The organism is Micromonospora cremea (genome assembly GCF_900143515.1).
Lineage (GTDB): Bacteria > Actinomycetota > Actinomycetes > Mycobacteriales > Micromonosporaceae > Micromonospora > Micromonospora cremea.
The window spans coordinates 969,467-987,379 of record NZ_FSQT01000002.1 but is presented as its reverse complement, the minus strand read 5'-3'; the positions used below and the strand labels follow the sequence as shown (position 1 = coordinate 987,379).

Annotated in this window: 17 protein-coding genes; 10 read left to right on the top strand and 7 right to left on the bottom strand. The window is 72.2% G+C overall.

Going from position 1 to position 17,913, the window contains the following annotated elements; translation table 11 throughout:
• Positions 1 to 218: 218 nt before the first annotated feature.
• The 7 genes from BUS84_RS17885 to BUS84_RS17855 all read left to right on the top strand — a co-directional run bounded on the left by BUS84_RS17885 (position 219) and on the right by BUS84_RS17855 (position 6,551).
• Positions 219 to 635: an FHA domain-containing protein gene (locus tag BUS84_RS17885; RefSeq protein WP_074314014.1), complete on the top strand. Its 417-nt coding sequence runs from the start codon at positions 219 to 221 to the stop codon at positions 633 to 635.
• Between the two features lie 91 nt (positions 636 to 726).
• Positions 727 to 1,800, top strand: a complete 1,074-nt coding sequence (locus BUS84_RS17880; protein ID WP_425293457.1) for an alpha/beta fold hydrolase — start codon at positions 727 to 729, stop codon at positions 1,798 to 1,800.
• Positions 1,801 to 1,940: 140 nt separating this feature from the next.
• On the top strand, positions 1,941 to 3,731 hold the full coding sequence (locus BUS84_RS17875; protein ID WP_074314012.1) for a 3-hydroxyacyl-CoA dehydrogenase family protein: 1,791 nt from the start codon (positions 1,941 to 1,943) through the stop codon (positions 3,729 to 3,731).
• Positions 3,732 to 3,770: 39 nt separating this feature from the next.
• Positions 3,771 to 4,265, top strand: coding sequence for a SigE family RNA polymerase sigma factor (locus BUS84_RS17870; protein ID WP_074314010.1), 495 nt, complete (start codon positions 3,771 to 3,773; stop codon positions 4,263 to 4,265).
• Positions 4,262 to 5,305, top strand: a complete 1,044-nt coding sequence (locus BUS84_RS17865; protein WP_074314008.1) for a hypothetical protein — start codon at positions 4,262 to 4,264, stop codon at positions 5,303 to 5,305. Before BUS84_RS17870 ends, BUS84_RS17865 begins: the two co-directional genes overlap by 4 nt.
• A gap of 43 nt (positions 5,306 to 5,348) precedes the next feature.
• Positions 5,349 to 5,675 (top strand): hypothetical protein, encoded by a 327-nt coding sequence (locus BUS84_RS17860; protein ID WP_244298629.1) that lies wholly within the window; start codon positions 5,349 to 5,351, stop codon positions 5,673 to 5,675.
• A gap of 66 nt (positions 5,676 to 5,741) precedes the next feature.
• Positions 5,742 to 6,551, top strand: a complete 810-nt coding sequence (locus tag BUS84_RS17855; RefSeq protein WP_074314004.1) for an alpha/beta hydrolase — start codon at positions 5,742 to 5,744, stop codon at positions 6,549 to 6,551.
• A 12-nt stretch (positions 6,552 to 6,563) separates the two neighbouring features.
• Here the strand turns inward: BUS84_RS17855 and BUS84_RS17850 are convergent, their stop codons facing one another.
• From BUS84_RS17850 to BUS84_RS17840, 3 genes are all read right to left on the bottom strand, one after another.
• Positions 6,564 to 7,658 carry an AI-2E family transporter gene (locus BUS84_RS17850; RefSeq protein WP_074318898.1) on the bottom strand — a complete coding sequence of 365 codons (1,095 nt, stop codon included), beginning with the start codon at positions 7,656 to 7,658 and terminating at the stop codon, positions 6,564 to 6,566.
• A gap of 110 nt (positions 7,659 to 7,768) precedes the next feature.
• Positions 7,769 to 7,957 carry a DUF397 domain-containing protein gene (locus BUS84_RS17845; protein WP_074314002.1) on the bottom strand — a complete coding sequence of 63 codons (189 nt, stop codon included), beginning with the start codon at positions 7,955 to 7,957 and terminating at the stop codon, positions 7,769 to 7,771.
• Positions 7,948 to 8,727 carry a helix-turn-helix domain-containing protein gene (locus tag BUS84_RS17840; RefSeq protein WP_074318897.1) on the bottom strand — a complete coding sequence of 260 codons (780 nt, stop codon included), beginning with the start codon at positions 8,725 to 8,727 and terminating at the stop codon, positions 7,948 to 7,950. The genes BUS84_RS17845 and BUS84_RS17840 overlap by 10 nt, the downstream gene beginning before the upstream one ends.
• Before the next feature lie 299 nt (positions 8,728 to 9,026).
• On the opposite strand from BUS84_RS17840, the gene BUS84_RS17835 reads away from it, so the two are divergent.
• Entirely contained in the window at positions 9,027 to 9,431 is a 405-nt protein-coding gene (locus BUS84_RS17835; RefSeq protein WP_425293493.1) for a hypothetical protein, read from the top strand.
• Positions 9,432 to 9,543: 112 nt separating this feature from the next.
• Here the strand turns inward: BUS84_RS17835 and BUS84_RS17830 are convergent, their stop codons facing one another.
• The 4 genes from BUS84_RS17830 to mce all read right to left on the bottom strand — a co-directional run bounded on the left by BUS84_RS17830 (position 9,544) and on the right by mce (position 15,623).
• Positions 9,544 to 11,712, bottom strand: a complete 2,169-nt coding sequence (locus BUS84_RS17830; protein ID WP_074314000.1) for a coiled-coil domain-containing protein — start codon at positions 11,710 to 11,712, stop codon at positions 9,544 to 9,546.
• 177 nt (positions 11,713 to 11,889) lie between these two features.
• Positions 11,890 to 13,149, bottom strand: a complete 1,260-nt coding sequence (locus tag BUS84_RS17825) for a cell division protein DivIVA (RefSeq protein ID WP_074313998.1) — start codon at positions 13,147 to 13,149, stop codon at positions 11,890 to 11,892.
• Between the two features lie 284 nt (positions 13,150 to 13,433).
• Positions 13,434 to 14,789 (bottom strand): crotonyl-CoA carboxylase/reductase, encoded by a 1,356-nt coding sequence (ccrA, locus tag BUS84_RS17820; RefSeq protein WP_074318895.1) that lies wholly within the window; start codon positions 14,787 to 14,789, stop codon positions 13,434 to 13,436.
• Positions 14,790 to 15,149: 360 nt separating this feature from the next.
• On the bottom strand, positions 15,150 to 15,623 hold the full coding sequence (gene mce, locus BUS84_RS17815) for a methylmalonyl-CoA epimerase (protein ID WP_074313996.1): 474 nt from the start codon (positions 15,621 to 15,623) through the stop codon (positions 15,150 to 15,152).
• 62 nt (positions 15,624 to 15,685) lie between these two features.
• Here mce and BUS84_RS17810 point away from each other — a divergent pair, with 62 nt between their 5' ends.
• Both BUS84_RS17810 and meaB read left to right on the top strand, forming a co-directional pair.
• Entirely contained in the window at positions 15,686 to 16,885 is a 1,200-nt protein-coding gene (locus tag BUS84_RS17810) for an acetyl-CoA C-acetyltransferase (RefSeq protein WP_074313994.1), read from the top strand.
• On the top strand, positions 16,882 to 17,886 hold the full coding sequence (gene meaB, locus BUS84_RS17805) for a methylmalonyl Co-A mutase-associated GTPase MeaB (RefSeq protein WP_074313992.1): 1,005 nt from the start codon (positions 16,882 to 16,884) through the stop codon (positions 17,884 to 17,886). The genes BUS84_RS17810 and meaB overlap by 4 nt, the downstream gene beginning before the upstream one ends.
• Positions 17,887 to 17,913 lie beyond the last annotated feature (27 nt).

The window sequence follows — 17,913 nt, the reverse complement described above, 5'->3', positions numbered from 1 at the left end:
GGCGCGATTCGGCCCGGCGATACGGGAGTCGCACCGGGTCGTCGGCTCGTTGATCAGAGCAGGCAGGGCCTCTGCGTCGGATCTCGACCGCCCGAACCGTGGAACGGGAGATGGCCGGGAGGTGGCGAGGAGCTGACCGGCTGGTCGGTACTGACGATTACCGTCTGATGGCAGGCTGACGCGCGGAGTAGTGGTGTGGGGTGGAGGGCTGACTGTCCATGGAGGAACATCCGGAACTGATGCCGCTGTTGACGGTCGCGGGTGGGCCGATGCGCGGGGCGAGCTTTCGGCTGCGGGCCGAGTCGCAGGTGATCGGTCGGGCGCCGACCGGGCACGTCGTCATCAACGACCCGCACCTGAGCCGGCAGCACGCGGAGGTGTGGCTGGCGCCGGACGGCCCGTCGCTGCGGGACCTGGGCTCGACCAACGGCACCTGGCTCAACGACCGCCGGATCACCGAGGTGGAACTCCTCTCCGACGGCGACGTGATCCGGCTCGGCCGCACCGAGCTGCGCCTGTTCGATCCGGGAGTGGCCCACACCGATCCGGTCGGGCTCAGCTTCGGCCCGTCCCGGCGTGACGTCCGGCCGACGCTGCCGCTGCCGCTGGCCACCCCGCCCACCGCACGCCGCTGAGTGACCGCACGCTGTGCTTGGTGCGCCCACACTCGGGGCGCTCCCCGGGTGGCTGTCGGGCACCTGGACCGGCGCGGACCGGCGTGGCAGCATGCCGCGGATGGAGACCGAGCAGCGGACCGTGACGGCGAACGGCATCACCCAGGCGGTACGGGTGGCCGGCCCGCCGGACGGCACCCCCGTGCTGCTGATCCACGGCAACTGCTCGTCCGCGCCGTTCTGGGAGCCGCTGGTCCGGCGACTGCCGCCGACGCTGCGGGTGGTCGCCCCGGACCTGCGCGGTTACGGCGCCTCCGAGACCGCACCGGTGAACGCGACCCGCGGCCTTCGGGACTTCTCCGACGACGTGGCCGCCCTGCTGGACGACCCGGCGCTCTTCGGCGCCGCCGACGCCCGCCCGGTGGTGGTCGGGCACTCCCTCGGCGGGGGCGTGGCGATGCGACTGCTGGTCGACCACCCGCACCGGGTGGGCGCCCTGCTGCTCGCCGCGCCGGTCTCCCCGTACGGCTTCGGTGGCACCCGCGACCTGGCCGGCACGCCGACGACGCCCGACTTCGCCGGCACCGGCGCCGGCACGGCGAATCCGGACTTCGTCGCCCGGCTCACCGCCGGTGATCGCGGCACCGACGCCCCGACCAGCCCGCGCGCCGTGCTTCGAGCCACCTATGTGGCCGATCCGGTGTCGCTGGGCAGCGACGAGGAACTACTGCTCGACAGCCTGCTCTCCACCGCCACGGGGGACGACAACTACCCCGGCACGGCCGCGTCCTCGGAGAACTGGCCGGGCATGGCGCCGGGAGAGCGTGGGGTGCTCAACGCGCTCGCGCCGACCTGGTTCCGGCTCGCCGACGAGCTGGTGGCCGTCGCCGACAAGCCTCCGGTCACCTGGGTACGCGGCGACGCCGACGTGATCGTCTCGGACACCTCACTGTTCGACCTGGCGTACCTGGGCTCGCTGGGGGTCGTACCCGGATGGCCCGGCGAGGCGGAGTGCCCGCCGCAGCCGATGGTCGGCCAGACCCGGGCGGTGCTGGAGCGGTACGCGGCGGCCGGGGGCGCGTACCACGAGGTGGTGCTGCCCGGTTGCGGGCACAGCCCGCACCTGGAGCGCCCGGCGGAGTTCGTCGCGGAGCTGCTCGCGCTGACCACCGTCCCGGCCAGCTGAGCGCCGGCCCGGCCACCCCGGGCGGCGTCATGGGTGAAATATCCCACGGCGTCTCGACAACCGATCGTCACGTGGCAGACTCGCGCGCATAGCCTTAGCGGCCGTTCAGTGGTCGTGCGGAGTGTCTGGGGAGGCCGGTCGTGGCGCGCGAGTTCAGCACCGTGGGTGTGGTGGGGCTGGGCACCATGGGTGCCGGCATCGTCGAGGTCTTCGCCCGCAACGGCATCGACGTGGTGGCGGTCGAGATCTCCGAGCCGGCGCTGGAGCGTGGCCGGGTCACCCTCACCGGCTCCACCGACCGGGCGGTGGCCAAGGGCAAGCTCGCCCCGGAGGACCGGGACGCGCTGCTCGACCGGGTGCACTTCGCGGTCGGGCTGGACGCGCTGCACTCCGTCGACCTGGTCATCGAGGCGGTGCCCGAGCACCTTGACCTCAAGCAGCGGATCTTCGCGGAGCTGGACCGGGTCTGCCGGCCGGAGACCATCCTGGCCACCAACACCTCGTCGCTGAGCGTCACCGAGATTTCGGTGGCCACCACGCGGCCCAACCAGGTGATCGGCATCCACTTCTTCAACCCGGCGCCGGTGATGAAGCTGGTCGAGGTGGTCCGCACCGTGGTCACCGCGCCCGCGGTGGTCGCCGACGTCGAAGCGCTCTGCGCCCGGCTCGGCAAGGTCGACGTCACCATCAACGACCGGGCCGGCTTCATCGCGAACGCGCTCCTCTTCGGCTACCTCAACCACGCGGTCGGCATGTTCGAGTCGCACTACGCGACCCGGGAGGACATCGACGCCGCGATGAAGCTCGGTTGCGGCCTGCCGATGGGTCCGCTGGCGCTGATGGACCTGATCGGCCTGGACACCGCGTACGAGATTCTGGACACCATGTACCGGCGCGGCGGGCGGGACCGCCGGCACGCCCCGGTGCCGCTGCTCAAGCAGATGGTGACCGCGGGGCTGCTGGGCCGGAAGTCCGGCCGGGGCTTCTACACCTACGAGCGGCCCGGCTCGCCGGTGGTCGTACCCGACGAGGCGACGCCGCTGGCCACGGAGGCCGCGCTCGCCGACGGCGCGCGCGCGCTCGCCAAGGTGGGCGTGGTGGGCTCCGGGACGATGGCCACCGGGATCATCGAGGTGTTCGCGAAGGCCGGCTACGAGGTCATCTCGGTGACCCGGGGCGCGGAGAAGTCCGCGAAGGTCTGCGAGGCGGTGAAGACCTCGCTGAACAAGGGCGTGGTGCGCGGCAAGCTCGCCGAGGCCGACCGGGACGCCGCGCTGGGCCGGATCAGCTGGTCCGCCACGCTCGACCACCTCGCCGACGTCGACCTGGTGGTCGAGGCGGTCGTCGAGGAGTTGAGCGTGAAGAAGGCGCTCTTCGCCAGCCTCGACGAGATCTGCAAGCCGGGCGTGGTGCTGGCGACCACCACCTCCTCGCTGCCGGTGATCGACGTGGCGATGGCCACCCACCGGCCCGCCGACGTGGTGGGGCTGCACTTCTTCAACCCGGCGCCGATCATGCCGCTGGTCGAGGTGGTCCGCACCATCCGCACCTCCCCGGAGACCACCGCGACCGCCCGGGCGGTCTGCGCCGCGCTGGGCAAGACCGGCGTGGTGTGCGGAGACCGGTCCGGGTTCATCGTCAACGCGCTGCTCTTCCCGTACCTCAACGACGCGGTGAAGATGCTGGAGGCCAGCTACTCCACGGCCGACGACATCGACCACGCGATGAAGCTGGGCTGCGGCTACCCGATGGGCCCGTTCGAGCTGCTCGACGTGGTCGGGCTGGACGTCTCACTGGCCATCCAGCGGGAGCTGTACCTGGAGCTGCGCGAGCCCGGCTTCGCTCCGGCCCCGCTGTTGGAGCACCTGGTCACCGCCGGCTACCTGGGCCGCAAGACCCGCCGGGGCTTCCGCGACCACTCGCACCGCTGACCGGTCAACGCCGGAGGGTGCCGACGGCGTCTGCATGGTGTGACCTTCGAGGAGTACGTCGGCAGCCGAGGTCCGGCCCTGGTCCGACTTGCTCGACTACTGACCGGTGACGAGCACCGGGCCGAGGACCTCACGCAGGAGGTGCTGGCCCGGGCGTACGTGCAGTGGCGCAAGATCGCCCGGGCCGACCGGCCCGACGTGTACGTGCGCCGGATGCTGGTCAACGCCAACATCTCCTGGTGGCGCCGCCGGTCGAACCGGGAACTGGCCACCGACAACTTTGCCGACCGGCCGCACCGCGGCGACCTCGGTGGCGAGGCGGCCGACCGGGACGAGATGTGGCGCCTGGTCCTCGACCTGCCCGACCGCCAGCGGGCGGTGCTCGTGCTGCGCTACTACGAGGACCTCGACGACGCGACCATCGCGCAGATCCTGGACTGCTCGCCGGTCACCGTCCGCACGCACGCGATGCGGGCGCTCGCCAACCTCCGGGAGCGCTGCGGTGCCCCGACCGCCAACGGGAGCCGACCGTGACAGACCTCGACCAGCGGATCATCTCAACCCTGCGGGAGCACGCTGAGGGCCAGGTCGACATCGGCCAGCTGACCAGCGGGGCGGTTGCCCGGGGCCGGGCCCGGCGCGCGCGGCGACGGGCCGCAGTGGGCGGGACGGCGCTCGGCGTGGCGGCGGTGCTCGGCCTCGGGGTGGCGGGCGGCGGTGGGCTGCCCGTGGAGATGCCCTGGACAGGGGCGAAACCGGCAACCCAGGCGGCCACGCCGGCGCTGGCGGCCGGGGTGCCGGGCGCACTCGCCCGACCTGATCTGGTCGGAAAGGACCCCGGTCTGCTGCATTTCGGCTTCGACCCGGCCCACGCTCGCTACCTGAGCTGGCGATCGGCGGCCGGCCTGGAGAGCGCCCAGCTGGATCTGGGTGGCTCCGCGCCGGTCAGTTTCTACCTCGCCCGCAGCGCAGCCGTGGCCGAGGAGGTTCACCTGGAGGGGGCCAGGTACATCCCGCAACCGGCGGACCCGCCCTACGACGGCCAAATGGATCGGTTCTCCATGGGAGGCGCCGTTCCGATCTGGGTGCTGCGGTGGCAGCCGGTGCCCGGCCTCTTCGCCCGCCTGCGCACGGTGGCGCCCACCGACGCGGCGCTGCAGGCGGCGAGGAGCGCCCTCCGGCTGGATGTGGCGCACCGGTGCAGCGCCCCGGTGCGGCTGACCGCGTTGCCGGCCGGGGCGTGGCCGGCCGGCTGTGAGGTCACCGTGACCAACTTCCCGGCCACGCTGGACGTCTCGCTGATCGTCGACGGGAGCGGGTTTCGCTCGATGGAGGTGCGGCTCCAGTACGCCCGCAACACCGCTGGTGAGGGCACGAAACCCAACGCGACGGTGGCCGGTCGGCCGGCCTACCGCCACCCGCAGGGCGGGAAGATGGAGCTACTGGGCATACCGCAGGCCCGTCTCACCGCCGATTGGGGCCGGCCGAACGAGGGGTTCACCGAGGACGACGCGACCACCGTGCTCGGCGGGGCGCAGGTCGCCAAGCACCTGGACCGGCCCGCGACCTGGTGACCGCCCCGGGCGGCCTCACCCGCCGGACGTACGCTTGGTGACTGTGAGCCCCCGTCGCAATCGCCCTCGCCGGGACGAGAACGCCAACCTGGACGCCGATCGGGTCCGGCAGGGCGTCGCCTCGGTGCAGCAGTGGACCGACGGCGCCTGGCAGGTACGCGGGATCGGCGCGGGCGCGTCGGTCAAGACGTACCGCTGCCCAGGCTGTAACCAGGAGATCCGGCCCGGGGTGGCGCACCTGGTGGCCTGGCCGGCGGACGGCCTGGGTGACCTGACCGACCGGCGGCACTGGCACAGCGGCTGCTGGCGCGCACGCGACCGGCGTGGCCCGGCGGTGCAGCGCGGCCGGGGCACCCCGCGCTACGGCTGAGCGACCTGGATCACCCTGTTCGCGCCCGGGCGGGCGGCGGCGGCGACTTCGCGACAGACTTGACGGGTGAGCAAACCGATCCGCGCGTCGTCGGTCCTGCCCGGTCACCGGGAGGACATCGAGCTGCACACCGCCGACGGCCTGCGGCTGGTCGGTGAGCTGGCCCTGCCGGCCGACCGGCCGCCGGCGGCCACCCTGATCTGCCTGCACCCGCTGCCCACCCACGGCGGGATGATGGACAGCCACGTGTTCCGCAAGGCGGCCTGGCGGCTGCCGGCGCTGGCCGACGTGGCCGTGCTCCGGTTCAACACGCGGGGAACCAGCAGCCTGCGCGGCACCAGCGAGGGGGCCTTCGACGCGGCCGTCGGCGAGCGCTACGACGTGGCCGCCGCCATCGAGTACGCGGAGTTCGCCGAGCTGCCGAACATCTGGCTGGTCGGCTGGTCGTTCGGCACCGACCTGGCGCTCAAGTACGGCTGCGACCCGGCGGTGGCGGGCGCGATCCTGCTCTCCCCGCCGCTGCGCTTCTCGGCTCCCGAGGATCTGGCCACCTGGGCCGGCTCCGGTCGCCCGCTGGTGGCCCTGGTGCCGGAGTTCGACGACTACCTGCGCCCGGCCGAGGCCCGGGAGCGGTTCGCCGCGGTCCCGCAGGCCGAGGTGGTGGGCGTGCCGAACGCCAAGCACCTCTGGGTCGGCGACGCGGAGACGGTGCTCGACGAGATCGTCCGGCGGGTGAACCCGGCGGTCGCGGTGCCGCTGCCGACGACCTGGGACGGCCCGATGGAGACCGGCGACGTCAGCGCGTACGCCGACCGGACGGTGGCCTCGTTCGCCGACACTCCCGTTCCCGGCCCGCTCGCCAACAGGGCAGACTGACCCGTCAGGCGGTCAGCGGGTTTCCTGGCGGGGCAGCACCACCTCGCGCAGGATCAGTTGCAGCGCGGCCACCGTGGGAATGGCGATCAGCGCGCCCACCACGCCCAGCAGCGCCACTCCGAGCAGCGCGGCCAGCAGGGCGGCCACCTCGTTGACCTCCACCGAGCGCCGCATCACCTTCGGGTAGATCAGGTAGTTCTCCACCTGCTGGTAGATGAGGAAGAAGACCGCGCAGGCGATGCCGGTCGGCAGGTCGGTGGCGAAACCGACCAGGCTCACGATCACCGCGCCCAGGGTGGCGCCGATCTGCGGGATCAGGTCGGTCACCGCGACCACCACGGCCAGCGCGAAGGGGTACGGCAACCCGACGATCAGCGCGAAGACGAAGGTGGTCGCCCCGGCCAGCACCGCGATGCTGAGCGCGCCGACCATGTACGCGCCGACCTTGGCCAGCATCTCGTCGCCGATCAACTGCACCCGCTCGCGCCTCGACCGGGGCACCAGCGCGTAGCCCAGGGAACGTAGCCGGTTGAAGTACGCCAGGAAGTAGATGGTCAGCACCAGGACGGTCAGCGCCCGGAACACCGTGCCGAAGATCAGTTGGGCGCCGCCGAGCACCCCGCCGAGCGCCCGGCCGACGGTGCCCGCGTTGACCGCGCCCTGCACCCGCTCCACCAGGTCGTACCGCTCCACCAGGTCGTTGACCGTCGGGTTACGGCGCAGCTCCTCGACGTAGCTGGGCAGCTGGTCGATGAACTGTCCGGACTGGGTCACGATCGGCGGGACCAGCGCCACCACGCCGCCGCAGAGCAGCAGCACCAGGGTCAGCGCCACCACCGCGACCGCCAGGCCGTGGGGGAGCCCCCAGCGGCGTAGCCGGGCCACCGCCGGGTAGAGGCCGACCGCCAGGAAGAGCGCGATCACGACCAGCACCAGGATGCCGCCGGCGTTGCGAATCCCCAGATAGAGGGTGTACGCCAGCAGCACGCCGAGCGCGCCCGTGAAGCCGATCAGGAAGCTGCTGCGCCGCAGTGGACGCCCCGGCGTGCCGAACTTCCCGGACGGGACGGCCGGCGGCTCGTCCGGGTCGACGTCCGGGTCGGGGATCGGCACCGGGCGTGGCGCCTCGGCTGGCGGGGGACCGACCGGCGGGTGACCGGGTGTTGAGTCCGGATCGTCGGCCGGCGGGTCGTGCTGCGGCACCAGGGACCTCCCGGTCAGACGGTGGGGCGACGGGCGACGGCCACGAACGCCCGCCAGGCCGCCGGCGCGAACACCAGCACCGGACCGGCCGGGTCCTTGCTGTCCCGCACGCCCACCACCCCGGGCAGATTGTCCGCCACCTCGACGCACTCTCCGTTGCCGCTCCGGCTGGACGTCCGCCACCGGGCGTCGGTCAGGTCCATGAGGTCACAACTTCCTTCATCAGCTCGATCGACTGCCGGCGGGACAGGGCACCATTCCTGATCATCTCCCAGCGAGCCAGCAGCGTAGCCACCTCATCGTCGCCATCGACCACCAGGCCGTCAATCTGGTGCTCCATGTGCCCCACCCAACCACCGTCCGCGCCCCGGGCCAGATTGAACGGCCCCGACAGGCCTACGTGCAGCCCGACCTCGGCCGGAATGATGTGCAAGCTGACGTGCGGCCGTTCCAGGCTGGCGACCAGATGAGTGATCTGCTCGACCATCAGCCCCCGGACGTCCTCCCCGGCACGCCGCAGCACCAACTCGTCGACGACTGCGATGAACTGCGGCGGTTCCGGCTGGACCAGCAGCGACTGTCGGTCCAGCCGGGCGTGCACCCGACGCTCCACCTCGTCGTCGCTGAGCATGTCGTCGCAACGAATGACCGCGCGGGCGTAGTTTTCGGTCTGGAGCAGGCCGGGGATCAGCGTCGGCTGGAAGCAGCGCAGCTGGCGGGCGCTGCGCTCGGCGTCCAGCCAGGGCCGGAACCAGCTCGGCTGGCCGTCCCGCTCGGCGAGCTTGAGCAGGTAGACCAGCAGGCCGCCGGTGGCCAGCACCTCGTCGGCCCGGGCCAGGAAGAGCCGGTCCAGCGGACGCTGACCCAGCTCCAGCGCCGACACCATCGAGCCGGAGTAGTGCACCAGCCGGCCGAACTCCTCTTGGCTCATCCCGGCAGCGGTTCGCAGCCGGCGCAGTTGAGCGCGGATCATGTCGGCCGTCGGCGCGGCGTCACCTTCCACAGTGCCTCCGCAGCTCGCAGGTCGTCTCCACCGGCCCGCCCGGCGGATCCCGCCATCGACGCAGTCACGCCTCCGCGAGCGCCGACGCCTTCCGACCGTAGCGGTGTGATCAGCAGACTGTCACGTACCGGATCTGCTGCCGGTCACCCCGGTCCCACCGCGCCGGGCCGCCGTCACCCGGCGGCGCGCGGCCCCGGCCCCAGTCGAGGAGGTACCCCATGCCCAGCTCCAGCCGTGCCGGCCCCCTCGGACGGTCCCTGACCGCCGGAATGGCACCGAGGTCGTCCGCTGGCTGCCCGCCGGACTCCGGCCTACCGCGCCGCGCCCGTACGCCGCTGGCCGGGCTGCCACAGCCGCGGCTCGGGCCGTACCCCGCCCATCCCCGACCCTGCGGTGACCGGACGCCGCACACTCCGCTGCGGCCGATGTGGTGCTGCCGGGCCGACGGCCGGCCGTGGCCGTGTGCGGAGGCCCGGCTGCTGCTCAAGGCGGAGTTCGACGCGGACCCGGCGGCCCTGACCATCTACCTGGCCGGGCTCTATCACGAGGCGGCACACGACCTGTACCAGCTCAACCCCTACGACGGCCCGACGCCACGGGAGCTGTTCGAACGCTTCGTGGCGTGGGGCCCGTTCCGCCGCCCGGTCATCGACCCGCCCGCCACCGAGCCATGATCTGACGCCCGGCTCCGGCATGCAGATCTTGGACAGTTTCCGTTCATCGGGAACGGAAACTGTCCAAGATTGTCGTGCCTCGTGCGCGGGGGCAGGGTGACACCCCTGTCGGTCAGTCCTTCTCGACGGTGACCTTGCTGGGCTTGGCGCTGCGCTCGTCGGTGGTCGGCTTGGAGGGCCGCTTGCCGTTCTCGCCAGCGCTGGTGATCTTGGTCGGCTTGGCGCCCCGGCCGCCCGCGCCCGGGACAGCGGCCACGGTCGGCTCGCCGTCCACCCCGGCGCTGGCCGCTCCGCCGTCGACAGTCGTCACCGGCTCGGCCACCGGCCGGGCCCTGGTCTGCCCGGCGTCCTTCGCCGGCTCCGCCCCGGAGTCGGCCGGCTTCCCGGAGTCGGCCGGCTTTCCGACCTCGGCGGGCCGCCCGGCGTCGGCGGCGTCGGCCTTGACCCCGTTGGCCGTGCCGGCTCCGGCGGCTGCCGCACCGCTCGCCGTCGTAGCTGCTCCGGCTCCCGCTGTCGCGTCGTTCGCCATCCTGGCCGGCGCGGCCTTGGTGGCCGCTGCGGCGGGCGCGGGACTGGTGGGCGGGCCGTCGCTGGCGACCGGAACGGTGGCGCTCTGCAACCGCAGCTCGGCGACCTGCCGTTGGAGCTCGTCGGACTCCTGCCGGGACTTCCAGGTCTCCTGCCGCAGGTCGGCGAGCTGCTGCTGGGCCTGGGCGATCTCCAGCATCACCTGGGCGAGCTGCTGCCGGCCGGCCGCCGCCTCCTGCTGGGTGGCCGCCAGATGCTGCTGGGTGGTGGCCAGGTGCTGCTGCGTGGTGGCCGCGTACTCCTCGAACTGGCGGCGGGAGGCCGCGACGTGCTCGTCCGCCTTGCGGCGCTTGCCGCCCGCCTCGGTCTCGGCCCGGCTCAACAGCTCGGCGGCCTCCTCCTCGGCCCGTACGCGCATGGTCAGCGCATCCTGCTCGGCCGCCTGGCGGATCGCTGCGGCACCCTGCTCGATCTCGTTCTTGCGGCTGGTGTACTCGGTCTCCAGCTGGTCGCGACGGGTGGTGAAGCCCGTCTCCAGCTCCTGCTGGCGGCCGCTGAAGGTGCTCTCCAGCTCCTGCTGACGACTGGTGAACCCGGTCTCCAGCTCCTGCAGGCGGGACTTGTACTGCTTTTCCAGGTCGTCGCGGCGCTTGGCGAACTCCTGCTCGGCGGCGGACCGCCGCTGGGCCAGCTCCCGGTCGGCCGTCTCCCGTCGGGAGTTGACCTCCTGCTCCACCCCGGCCCGCCAGGCGCCCAGCTCCTGCTGGGTCTGCGCCCGCGCGTGCTGCACGTACGCCTCGGTCTCGCTCCGCATCCGCTGCACGTACGACTCGGTCTCGGCCCGGCTGCGCTTGGCCGACTCGGTGGCCTGCGTGACCACCCGCTCCGCCTCCTGCTGGGCCTTCGCCCGGGTGGCCCGTCCGGCCATCGACGCATCGTCGATGATCTGCTTGGCCTCCCGCTGCGCCTTCGCGTGGGTGGCCCGGCCGGCCTCGGTCGCGGTGTCGGTGAGCCGCTTGGCCTCCTGAAGGGCCTTGGCGTGCACCTCCTTGGCGGCCTCGCGCAGCTCGCTGGCCTCCTGCCGGGCGGTGGCCAGCGCCTCGCGGGCCGTCTCGCGCAGCTTTGTGGACTCCTGCTGGGCCCGGGTGTGGATCTCCTTGGCGGTGTCCCGCAGCTGGGTGGCCTCCTGCTGGGCCTTCGCCAGCGCGTCCTGCGCCGTCTTGCGCAGCTTCGCCGACTCGTCCTTAGCCGACCGCAGGGTCGACTCCGCCTCGGTGCGTAGGGCGGCGCTGTGCCGCTCCTCCTCCGCGCGTCGCGCGGCGAGGGCGATCTCGAAATCCTTCAATGCCCGGGCGGCCTGCTCGCGGGCCTCCTCGATGATGTGCTCGGCGGCGGCGCGGCGGGCCTCGATCTCTTCGTGCGCCGCGGACAGGATCTGCTCCGCCTGCTCCTCGGCGAGGGTGAGGATCGACTCGACGCGGGGGCCGAGGTGCCGGAACGAGGCGCGGTCCACCACGTTCATCTGTTTGCGCACCTGGGCGAGATCCCGCTGGAGCACTTCGACCTGGCCGGCGAGCTTGTGGATCTGTGTGTACGCCTGTTCCCGTTCGGCGGCGAGGGTGGCGATCTCGTGCTCCGCACGCGCCACGTACCGGTCGACCTGTCGTTTCTCGTAACCCCGCAGAGCGGACTCGAAGCTGGGCTCCGTGGTCACGTCCCCGCCGAGTGCGAACAGTTCCTCGCCGTGCGACATGCCCCCATCCTCACACGCATCGGGCCCTGCTGGGGCGATACGGACGCCCCTTGTGGGACCTACTTCACTTGGTTCGCAGACCGGGATGTCAAGGGGTGGGAAACGCATACGGCGCGAGGTCACACCGGTCACCCGGTGTCACCTCGCGCCGTCGATGCCCCGACCTGACGCCTCGCGTCAGCCGGCGGTCTCCGCGGTCACCCGCTCCTGACCGCCGTCAGCCTTCTTGGCCTCCGGCTTGGCTTCCGGCTTCGCCGCCGGAACGCCGGGGACGATGCCGGCGAGCCCGGAGAGCATCTGACCGAGCTGCGAGGTGACCGCGTCCTTCTGCCGGGTGAGGTCCTCGACCTCGCGGCGGGCGGCCTGGGTGGTCAGCTCCGCCTCGGTGCGGGCCTCGGTGAGCAGGCGCTGCGACTCGGCCTTGGCCTCGTTGAGCGTCTTCTCGGACAGCGCCTTGGCCTTGTCGATCGTCTCGTTGGCGCTGCGCTCCGACTCGACCCGGCGGGCCTCGGCGCGCTGCTCGATCTCCTTGGCGCGCTCCTGCGCGGCCCGGGCCCGCTGCTCGGCTTCGCTGACCATCTTCTGGGTCTGCGCCACCTGGGCGGCGTGCCGCTCGGACTCCTCGCGCTCGGACTTCTCGCGCCGCTCGGCCAGCTGGAGCTCCAGGGCCTGGAGGTCCTTGTCGCGCTTGTCCCGCGCGTCGGTGAGCAGCTTGGTCGCCTCGGCGCGCTTCTCCTCGGCCTCACGGGCCGCCTTGGCGCGCTGCTGAGTGATCTCGCGCTCGGCGGTGGCCCGGAGGGTGGCCACCTCCCGCTCCACGGTCGACTTCAGCTCGGCCACCTCGTGCGCGGTGACGGTACGCAGCTGCTTGGTCTCGCGGTCGGCGTCGGCGCGCAGCGTGTCGGCCTCGCGGCGGGCCTGCACCCGGACCTCGGCGGCCTCGCGCTCGGCGGCGGTGCGCAGGTTGCCGGCCTCGCGCTCGGCGCTGGCCTTCATCGCGGCGGCCTCGGCGCGGGCCTTGTCGGTGATCTCACGAGCCTCGAGGCGGGCGGCGGAGAGGATGCCCTCCGACTCGCGCTTGGCCTCGTTGCGGTGGTCGTTGGCCTGCTCCTCCGCGAGCCGGAGGATCTGCTCGACGCGGGTGCCGAGCCCGGAGAGGGTGGGCCGGCTGTTCTCCTCGAGCTGCTTGTTCGTGTCGGTGAGCTTCTGCTCCAGCGCACTCATGCGCTGTTCGGCTTGGCGGAGCCGACGCTGGGCGTCGTTCATCCGCTGCTCGGCCTCGGCGCGGGCCTGCTCGGACTGGGTCAGCGCGGCCGTCATCCGGCCGATGAAGTCGTCGACCTGGTGGGTGTTGTATCCGCGCAGGCCAACGGTGAAATCTGGCTGCGAGTTCGCGTTATCGAAGAACGCGAGAGGGGAGGACTGCTGCTGGGGCATTGGGACATACTGGCAGACGCCCCAGGGTGCTTCGCAAGAGCGGTGCGCAGCTTTCGTGTCCTCTTTACATGGTCAACTTCCGCGCTCGACGAGCCCGGACCAATGGGCGATCTTGGCAGGTCCCGGGCGGGTCGGACGCCACGCAGCGTGACGCGGAAAAGGGCCACGGGACGTCCCGTGGCCCTTTGTTCGATCCGGGTGGGTATCCCGCAATTGGCGTTGGAAGAACAATGGCCGTTCACCGCATTGGCCGTCCGGTGCTCGCCGTCCGGCCGGCGGCCCGGTCAGTGCCCCCGGAACCGGTTGATCGCGTCCTCGTGCCTGGCCCGCAGCTCCCCGTCGCGCACGCCCAGTCCGTCCGTGGGGGCAAGGCAGCGCACGCCGACCTTGCCCTGATGAGCGTTGCGGTGCACCTCATACGCCGCCTGCCCGGTCTGCTCCAGGGCGTAGGTGCGGGACACCGTGGGGTGCACCTTGCCGAGCGCGACCAGGCGGTTGGCCTGCCAGGCCTCGTGGTAGTTCGCGAAGTGGCTGCCGACGATCCGCTTGAGGTGCATCCACAGGTAGCGGTTGTCGTACTGGTGCTGGAAGCCGCTGGTGGAGGCGCAGGTGACGATGGTGCCGCCGCGCCGGGCCACGTAGACGCTCGCGCCGAAGGTCTCCCGGCCCGGGTGCTCGAAGACGATGTCCGGGTCCTCGCCCCCGGTCAGCTCGCGGATCCGCTCACCCAGGCGCTTCCACTCGTCCGGGTCCTGGGTCTCCTCGTCCTTCCAGAACCGGAAGCCCTCCGCCGCCCGGTCGATGACCAGCTCCGCGCCCATCCGGCGGCACAGCTCGGCCTTCTCCGGCGAGGAGACGACGCAGACCGGGATCGCCCCGCCGTTCAGCGCCATCTGGGTGGCGTACCCGCCGAGGCCGCCGGAGGCGCCCCAGATCAGCACCACGTCGCCCTGCTTCATGTTGGCCCCGTGGTGCGAGACGAGCTGCCGGTACGCGGTGGAGTTCACCAGCCCCGGGCTGGCCGCCTCCTCCCAGGTCAGGTGCCGGGGCTTGGGCATCAGCTGATTGGCCTTGACCACGGCCAGCTCGGCCAGCCCGCCGAAGTTGGTCTCGAAGCCCCAGATCCGCTGCTGCGGGTCGAGCATGGTGTCGTCGTGCCCGGCCGCGTCCTCCAGCTCGACGGAGAGGCAGTGCGCGACCACCTCGTCGCCGGCGGCCCACCGGGTCACCCCGGGGCCGGTGCGCAGCACCACGCCGGCCGCGTCCGAGCCGACCACGTGGTACGGCAGGTCGTGCCGGCGGGTCAGCTCGGAGACCCGGCCGTAGCGCTGGAGGAACTTGAAGGTGGACACCGGCTCGAAGATGCTGGTCCACACCGTGTTGTAGTTGATCGCGCTGGCCATCACCGCGACCAGCGCCTCGCCCGGTCCGAGCTCCGGCGTCGGCACCTCCTGCACGTGCAGCGCCTTGCGGGGGTCCTTGTCCCGGGTGGCCATGCCGTCGAACATCCGGGCCTCTACGGCGCGGACGACCACGCCCCGATAGCTCTCCGGAACGGGCAGCCCGGCGACGCCGGCGAGCTCGCGGTCCGGATCGCTCGATTCCTCCGCCGCCATGATCGCTTCGAGGATGTCCTGCACGGTGACCTCCGGTTCGTCCGCACCCGCACGGGCCCGGGTGCTGCCATCGTCGGCGCCGGTGGGCACGACCGCCATGTCGGCATTCGACACATCCGGCACCGGTCGCGCTCCTGTGGGCCGGGACGTTACTGAACGGTAGCTAGGCCGGGAAGTCCTCTGTGAAAAACTGCATCCGCCGATGCGTGAAGGTGTCCGGCCGTCCCGCCAACCGCGCACTCACGTGCTCGCGCGCCGTTTTTCGGCCCCGACACTTGATCGACTCCATCTCGCCGATGTGGCGGTGTCCAGGGCGTCTGGACACCGCCACATCGGCGATCCGGGTGTCGATCAGAGCCGCCGGCGAGCGGCGTGCCGGGGCGGTCAGTGGGTGGCGGCGGGTTCGACCAGTTCGACCAGGACGCCGCCGGCGTCCTTCGGGTGCACGAAGTTGATCCGGGAGTCCGCGGTGCCGCGCCGCGGTGCGTCGTAGAGCAGCCGCATCCCGCGCGCCCGCAGCGCGGCGCAGGCCACGTCGATGTCCACCACGGTGTACGCGACCTGCTGCACGCCCGGCCCGTTGCGGTCCAGGAACTTGGCGATCGTCGACTCCGGGGTGAGCGGGGCGAGCAACTGCACGCAGCCGCCCTCGGCGGTCGGCCCGACGGCCAGCATCGCTTCCCGGACGCCCTGCTCAGCGTTGGTTTCAATGTGCACGCAGCGCATCCCGAACGTCCGCTGGTAGAAGTCGATCGCGGCGTCCAGGTCGGCCACGGCGATCCCGACGTGGTCAATCTTGCGAAGCCCGATGTCTGTGACGTAGTCCGCACCGGGCTCGGCGGGGGAGTTCTCAGCCATGGCGCTAGTCTGGCCGAACAATCGTTAAGGCGTACAGCTCGGCACCCCCCTCGGAGGCAGGCATGGCTTCGGTGATCGTCAGCGGCGCGCGGACCCCGATGGGGCGGCTGCTGGGCAACCTCAAGGACCTCCCGGCCACGAAGCTCGGCGGGATCGCGATCAAGGCGGCGCTGGAGCGCGCCGGCGTCAGCCCGGACCAGGTCCAGTACGTGATCATGGGGCAGGTGTTGCAGGCCGGCGCCGGCCAGATCCCGGCCCGGCAGGCGGCGGTCGAGGCCGGCGTGCCGATGTCCGTGCCGGCGCTGACCATCAACAAGGTGTGCCTCTCCGGCCTGGACGCGATCGCCCTGGCCGACCAGCTCATCCGGGCCGGCGAGTTCGACATCGTGGTGGCCGGCGGCATGGAGTCGATGACCAACGCCCCGCACCTGCTGCTCGGCCAGCGCTCGGGCTACAAGTACGGCGACGTGGTGGTCAAGGACCACATGGCCCACGACGGGCTCAGCGACGCCTGGGACTGCTGCTCGATGGGTGAGTCCACCGAGCGGCTCGGCACCAGGCACGGCATCTCCCGCGAGGAGCAGGACGCCTTCGCCGCGGCCAGCCACCAGCGGGCCGCCGCCGCCCAGAAGAACGGCCACTTCGCGGACGAGATCGCCCCCGTGGTGATCCCACAGCGCAAGGGCGACCCGCTGGTGATCAGCGAGGACGAGGGCATCCGCCCGGACACCACCGTCGAGTCGCTGGCCAAGCTGCGTCCCGCGTTCACCAAGGACGGCACCATCACCGCCGGCAGCTCCTCGCCGATCTCCGACGGCGCCGCCGCGGTGGTCGTGATGAGCATGGCGAAGGCCAAGGAGCTGGGGCTGACCTGGCTGGCCGAGATCGGCGCGCACGGCAACGTGGCGGGCCCGGACAACTCCCTGCACTCGCAGCCGTCCAACGCGATCAACCACGCCCTGAAGAAGGGCGGCCTGAGCGTCGAGGACCTGGACCTCATCGAGATCAACGAGGCGTTCGCCCAGGTCGGCATCCAGTCCACCCGTGACCTGGGCATCAGCCCGGACAAGGTCAACGTCAACGGCGGAGCGATCGCGCTGGGGCACCCGATCGGCATGTCCGGAGCCCGGCTGGTGCTCACCCTCGCGCTGGAGTTGAAGCGGCGCGGCGGCGGCACCGGCGCGGCGGCGCTCTGCGGCGGCGGCGGCCAGGGGGACGCCCTGATCATCCACGTTCCGGGAAAGGCTGAGACCAACCAGTGAGCGAAGCGGTCGAGCACGTTCCGGCGGCCGGCGCACCGTCGGTGCGCCGGAGCCGGGACGTACCGCTGCTGGTCGAGCGGGCCCGCGCGGGTGACCCCCGCGCGGTGGCCCGACTGATCACGCTGGTGGAGAACGGCGACGAGCTGCTGCCGGAGATCGCCGCCGCCCTGGCGCCGTACGCCGGGCAGGCCCAGGTGGTGGGGCTGACGGGTTCACCCGGGGTGGGCAAGTCGACCACCACCAACGAGCTGGTCCGCGCGCTGCGGGCGCGTGGGCACCGGGTCGGCGTGCTGGCGGTCGATCCGTCCAGCCCGTTCACCGGCGGAGCGATCCTCGGCGACCGGGTGCGGATGCAGGACCACGCCACCGACCCGGGCGTCTACATCCGGTCAATGTCCAGCCGCGGGCACCTCGGCGGGCTGGCCGCGGCGACACCGCAGGCGGTCCGGGTGCTGGAGGGCGCCGGCTGCGACGTGGTGCTGGTGGAGACCGTCGGCGTCGGGCAGGCCGAGGTGGAGGTCGCCTCGCTGGCCGACACCACGCTGGTGCTGCTCGCCCCCGGCATGGGTGACGCGATCCAGGCGGTCAAGGCCGGCATCCTGGAGATCGCCGACGTGTTCGTGGTCAACAAGGCCGACCGCGACGGCGTCGACGCCACCGTCCGCGACATCCAGGGCATGATCGCCCTCGGTGAGCGCGGCCCGGGGCAGTGGCGACCGCAGGTGGTCCGCTCGGTCGCGGCGCGTGGTGAGGGCATCGACGACATCGCCGCCGCCATCGACAAACATCGTGGCTGGCTGGTCGAACACGGTGAGCTGCGCCGCCGCCAGGAGGCGCGGGCCGCCGCCGAGATCGAGGCCATCGCGCTCGGTGTGCTCCGCGCCCGCATCGGCTCCCTACGCGACGGCACCGAGCTGCAGACGCTGGCCGCCAAGGTCGCCGAAGGCGCCCAGGACCCCTACGCAGCCGCAAACCGCCTGCTATCCCAGCTAGCCCGCTAACCCCCCCGCCCCGTCCCGCCCCCGGCC

Bases quoted from the DNA above. Each gene is read 5' to 3' on its own strand.
- BUS84_RS17885 (WP_074314014.1), top strand. From the start codon at position 219: ATGGAGGAACATCCGGAACTGATGCCGCTGTTGACGGTCGCGGGTGGG.
- BUS84_RS17880 (WP_425293457.1), top strand. From the start codon at position 727: ATGCCGCGGATGGAGACCGAGCAGCGGACCGTGACGGCGAACGGCATC.
- BUS84_RS17845 (WP_074314002.1), bottom strand. From the start codon at position 7,957: ATGGACCTGACCGACGCCCGGTGGCGGACGTCCAGCCGGAGCGGCAAC.
- BUS84_RS17840 (WP_074318897.1), bottom strand. From the start codon at position 8,727: ATGATCCGCGCTCAACTGCGCCGGCTGCGAACCGCTGCCGGGATGAGC.
- BUS84_RS17835 (WP_425293493.1), top strand. From the start codon at position 9,027: ATGGCACCGAGGTCGTCCGCTGGCTGCCCGCCGGACTCCGGCCTACCG.
- BUS84_RS17830 (WP_074314000.1), bottom strand. From the start codon at position 11,712: ATGTCGCACGGCGAGGAACTGTTCGCACTCGGCGGGGACGTGACCACG.
- BUS84_RS17825 (WP_074313998.1), bottom strand. From the start codon at position 13,149: ATGCCCCAGCAGCAGTCCTCCCCTCTCGCGTTCTTCGATAACGCGAAC.
- mce (WP_074313996.1), bottom strand. From the start codon at position 15,623: ATGGCTGAGAACTCCCCCGCCGAGCCCGGTGCGGACTACGTCACAGAC.
- BUS84_RS17810 (WP_074313994.1), top strand. From the start codon at position 15,686: ATGGCTTCGGTGATCGTCAGCGGCGCGCGGACCCCGATGGGGCGGCTG.